Raw genomic sequence first — 5,118 nt, 5'->3', positions numbered from 1 at the left:
GCGCTGGCCCTGGCCGCCCCGCTCGCGCTCGTCGCGACGGTCACCGCCACGGCCGTCGCGCCCCCGGCCGCAGCGGCCGCGACACCCGGCGACCTCGCGCACACCGGCACGGCGACGGCGTCGCAGTCCCAGGCGGACGCGGACGGCACGTTCCCGGCGTCCGCGGCGGTCGACGGCGACCCGGCGACGCGCTGGGCGAGCGGCAACGGCCCGGACGAGGACGTCGAGTTCACGGCGTGGCTGCAGGTCGACCTGGGCACGACGGCCGAGGTCGACCGCGTGGTGCTCGCGTGGGAGGCGGCATACGCGACGGCCTACGACGTGCAGGTCGCGACGACCGCGCCCGACGACCCGGCGTCGTGGACGACGGTGCACACCGAGCCGACGGGCGACGGCGGCACCGACGAGGTCACGCTGGCCACGCCCACGGACGCCCGCTACGTGCGGGTGCAGATGAACGAGCGCACGAGCTTCGACTGGGAGGCGCCGGTCCTGCACTGGTACGGCTACTCGCTGTTCTCGGTCGAGGTGTTCGGCACGCCCGAGGCGGTCCCGGTGGCCTTCGGCGCGTCGACGGCCACGGTCCCTGCCGGCCAGACGGCGCAGGTGCCGGTGGTCCTGGCGACCGCGGCCGACGCGGAGCGACGCGTCCGCGTCACCAGCACGGGCGGCACGGCGACCGCGGGCGGTGACTACGCCGCCGTCGACCAGGTCGTCACGTTCGCGCCCGGCGCCACGAGCGCGACGGTCGACGTCGCGACGGTCGACCACGGCCCGCTCGCCCCGGCCCGGACGGTCGTCCTCACGCTGAGCGACGCGTCGGACGGCCTGGTCCTGGGCGGCCGCGCGACGACGACGCTCACGATCACCCCGCACGGCTCCCTGCCCGACGTCGGCGCCGTCACGGTGCTCGACGACTACGAGGACGGCGTGCCGCAGGGCTACACGACGTGGGGGTTCAGCGCCCCCGTCACACCCGTGCTCACGACGACGCCCGGCGACCGGCCGGACGGCGGCGACGTGCTGGTCGCGACGGTCGGCGGAACGCCCGCGCCGGGCGACTGGTTCGGCTTCACGCACGACCTCGCGCCGACGGACTGGTCGGACCACGACGGGTTCACGTTCTGGTTCCGCGGCACGGGCGACGGCGGGCTGCTGCGCTACGAGCTCAAGAGCGGTGGGCAGCTGTTCGAGGAGCGCGTGGTCGACGACACCGCGGGCTGGCGGCAGGTGAGCATCGCGTTCGCGAACCTGCGCCTGAAGAACGACCCGGCGAGCGACGCGCGCTTCGACCCGACGGCGTCGACGGGCTTCGCGGTCACCCTCACGGACCTGGGCGCGGGCGCCTGGGCGTTCGACGACCTGGGCCTGTACGACCGGGTGACGACGATCGAGGACGCCGAGGGCGACGTCCCGATCGCGGAGCCCGGCACGACCGTCGGCCTGTTCACGTGGGGCTCGGCCGGCGCGGAGGTGTCGCTCGACGTCACGCAGCAGGACCGCGAGGGCGGCCCCGCGGACAACCACGTCCTGTCGGGCGAGTACCTGATCCCGTCGGGCGGCTGGGGCGGCTTCAGCCAGAACCTCGCGGCGGCGCAGGACTGGTCGTCGTTCCGCGGCATCCGGCTGCTCTGGTACGCGTCGCAGGACACGCGTCCCGCGTCGCCGACGGCCGGTGACGACATCAAGGTCGAGCTCAAGGACGGCGGTCCGGACGGCGAGCACTCCGAGCTGTGGGCGACGACGTTCAAGGACAACTGGTCGCCCGACGGCAGCCGCTGGAAGCTCGTCGAGCTGCCGTTCGACCAGTTCACGCTGGGCGGCTACCAGCCGGGTGACGAGGCGACCCGCAACGGCACGCTCGACCTGACGTCGGCGTGGGGCTACGCGCTGACGTTCGTGCCGAACACGGCGAACGCGGTGCGCTGGGCCGTCGACGACGTGCAGCTCTACGGCTCGGCCGTCCCGGCCCCGACGGCGGAGGTGACGCCCGCGCAGGACGTCGTCCTCGTCGACCCGGGGGAGACCGCGCAGGTGCCGCTCACCCTGACCACCACCGACGGCGCACCGTTGCCGGAGGACGTCACCCTCACCTACGCCACGACGAACGGGACCGCGACGGCGGGCGAGCACTACGACGCCGCCGACGGCACCCTCACGTTCGCCGCCGGCACCCCGTCCGGCACGACGCAGACCGTCGACGTCGCGACGCACGCCACGGCCGCGCAGGACGACGCCCGCACGCTCGAGCTCGCGCTCACGGCGACGGGCGCCGCGGTCGACCGGAACCCGCGGATCGTGCTCAACGCCGTCGGCGCGCCGTACCTCGACCTCGACCGGCCCACCGCCGAGCGCGTCGAGGACCTGCTCGGCCGCATGACGCTCGCGGAGAAGGTCGGTCAGATGACGCAGGCCGAGCGCCTGGGCCTTCGGTCGCCGACGCAGATCGGCGAGCTGGGCCTCGGCTCGGTGCTCTCGGGCGGCGGCTCGGTGCCGCAGGACAACACGCCGGCGGGCTGGGCGGACATGGTCGACGGCTTCCAGCGCGAGGCGCTCGCGAGCCGGCTCCAGATCCCGATCGTGTACGGCGTGGACGCCGTGCACGGCCACAACAACGTGGTCGGGGCGACGATCTTCCCGCACAACACCGGTCTCGGAGCGGCGCGCGACGCGGACCTCGTCGAGCGCGTCCAGCAGGTCACCGCGCATGAGGTGCGCGGCACGGGCGTCCCGTGGACGTTCGCGCCGTGCCTGTGCGTGACGCGCGACGAGCGCTGGGGCCGCAGCTACGAGTCGTTCGGCGAGGACCCGGCGCTGGTCACCGCGATGGCCGAGGCGGCCGTGACCGGCCTCCAGGGACACGACCCGGCCGACCTGTCCGGCCCCGACAAGGTGCTCGCGACCGCGAAGCACTGGGTCGGCGACGGCGGCACGACGTACGTGCCGGAGCAGGCGGGCAACGGCTACCCGATCGACCAGGGGGTCACGCACGTCGCGTCGCTCGACGAGCTGCGGCGCCTGCACGTCGACCCCTACGTGCCCGCGATCGAGGCGGGCGTCGGGACGATCATGCCGTCGTACTCGGCGGTCTCGGTCGGCGGCGGCGACCCGGTCCGCATGCACGAGAACGGCGCGCTCAACACCGACCTGCTCAAGGGTGAGCTCGGCTTCGACGGCTTCCTGATCTCCGACTGGGAGGGCATCGACAAGCTGCCGGGCGGCACGTACGCGCAGAAGGCGGCGCGGGCCGTGAACGCGGGGCTCGACATGGCGATGGCGCCGTACAACTTCGGCGCGTTCATCACGTCGACGGTCGCGAACGTCGAGGGCGGCGTCGTGAGCGAGGAGCGCGTCGACGACGCGGTCCGCCGCATCCTCACGCAGAAGTTCGCGCTCGGGCTGTTCGAGCAGCCGTTCGCCGACCGCACGCACACCGCGGACCTCGGCTCGGCGGAGCACCGCGCGGTCGCCCGCGAGGCGGCGGCGCGCAGCCAGGTGCTGCTCAAGAACACGGGCGCGCTGCCGCTCGCGAAGGACGCGCACGTGTACGTCGCGGGCTCGAACGCCGACGACCTCGGGAACCAGATGGGCGGCTGGACGGTCTCGTGGCAGGGCGGCTCGGGCGACACGACGACGGGCACGTCGATCCTCGAGGCGATCCAGGCGGTGGACCCGTCGGTCACGTACTCGGAGGACGCGTCCGCGCCCGTCGGCGACGCGACCGTCGGCGTGGTCGTCGTCGGCGAGACGCCGTACGCGGAGGGCGTCGGCGACGTCGGCAACAACGGCAAGAGCCTGTCGCTCTCGACCGCGGACCGGACTGCGATCGACACCGTGTGCGCCGCGGTCGACTGCGTCGTGCTCGTCGTCTCCGGACGTCCGCAGCTCGTCACCGACAAGCTCGACGCGATCGACGCGCTCGTGGCGTCGTGGCTGCCGGGCTCCGAGGGTGCGGGCGTCGCGGACGTGCTGTTCGGCGACCAGCCGTTCACCGGTCGCCTGCCGGTCACGTGGCCCGCGTCGGCGGACCAGGTGCCGGTCAACGTGGGCGACGACGCCTACGACGCGCTGTACGCGTACGGCTGGGGCCTGCGCACGGACGCGCAGCGCGACCGCCTGACGACGGCCGCCGAGTCCCTGCCCGCCGGCGACGCGCGCGACGCCGTGCAGGCCGTGCTCGACGCCGACGTCTGGGCCGACGGCACGCTCGACCCGGCTGCCTACGGCACCTCTGTCCCGTTGCTCGCCGACGCCGCCGCAGCGCTCGACGGCACCGACCGGACCACGGCGACCGCGGCCGGGCTCGTCGTGTCGCTGCTGCGTGACCTGGCCCAGGCGGCGGTCGTCGCGGGCAGCGCGCCGGCCGACGCGGCCTCGGCGACCGCCGACGCCGAGCACCTCCTCATGGCGGGCTCGGCCGGCGAGGCGGCGGACCTGCTCGCGCAGGTCGCGGGCGTCCCGACGACGGCCCCGGTCGCGTCGACGACGTCGCTGCAGCTGCCGTCGTCGACGCCGTTCGGCAAGGCGGTCGTCGCGAAGGTCACCGTCCGCGCCGAGGGCGTCACGCCCCAGGGCACGGTCGAGATCCGGGTCGACGGCGAGGCGGTGGCGACCGGCACGCTCACGGCCAAGGGCCGCGACCAGGCGGTCGCCGAGGTCCGGCTCCCCGCGGACCTCGCCGCCGGGCGGCACACCGTCGTCGCCGTCTACGGCGGCACGGCGTCGACCGACCCGCCCGTCGCGGCGTCGACGTCGGACGCGCGTCGCCTCACGGTCGGCAAGGTCCGGCCCGAGGTCCGCACGGCCGGCACCGACTGGACCGTCGGCCGCGACGACCCGAAGCAGGTGCACGTGCAGGTCGACGGCGTCGCGGGCCAGGAGCCCACGGGCACCGTGACCGTGTGGCTCAACGGCAGGCAGGCCGCGACCGGCACGCTCGACGCCGACGGCCACGCCGTCGTCGACCTCCCGCGGTCCACGCGCACGTCGCTCGTCGTGGTCACCTACGGCGGCGACGGCACCTACCTGGCGTCGCTCGCGCTCCCGCGGATCCTCGTCGTGCGCTGACCCACGTCCGGCGGCGGCCGGCCGGCTGACCCCGCCGACCCGCCGCCGGAC

General features: G+C 74.9%; 1 protein-coding gene. It reads left to right on the top strand.

All coding sequences use genetic code 11. The features are described 5' to 3' along the window. Positions 1-5,067 (top strand): glycoside hydrolase family 3 N-terminal domain-containing protein (locus CTKZ_RS16620; protein WP_124343987.1); only part of this gene is annotated, 5,067 nt, incomplete at its 5' end. Between the last annotated feature and the right edge of the window lie 51 nt (positions 5,068-5,118).

Source organism: Cellulomonas algicola, assembly GCF_003851725.1.
Classification (GTDB): Bacteria; Actinomycetota; Actinomycetes; order Actinomycetales; family Cellulomonadaceae; genus Cellulomonas; species Cellulomonas algicola.
The sequence above is the reverse complement of the archived record's forward strand: the minus strand, read 5'-3'. Positions and strand labels throughout refer to the sequence as shown.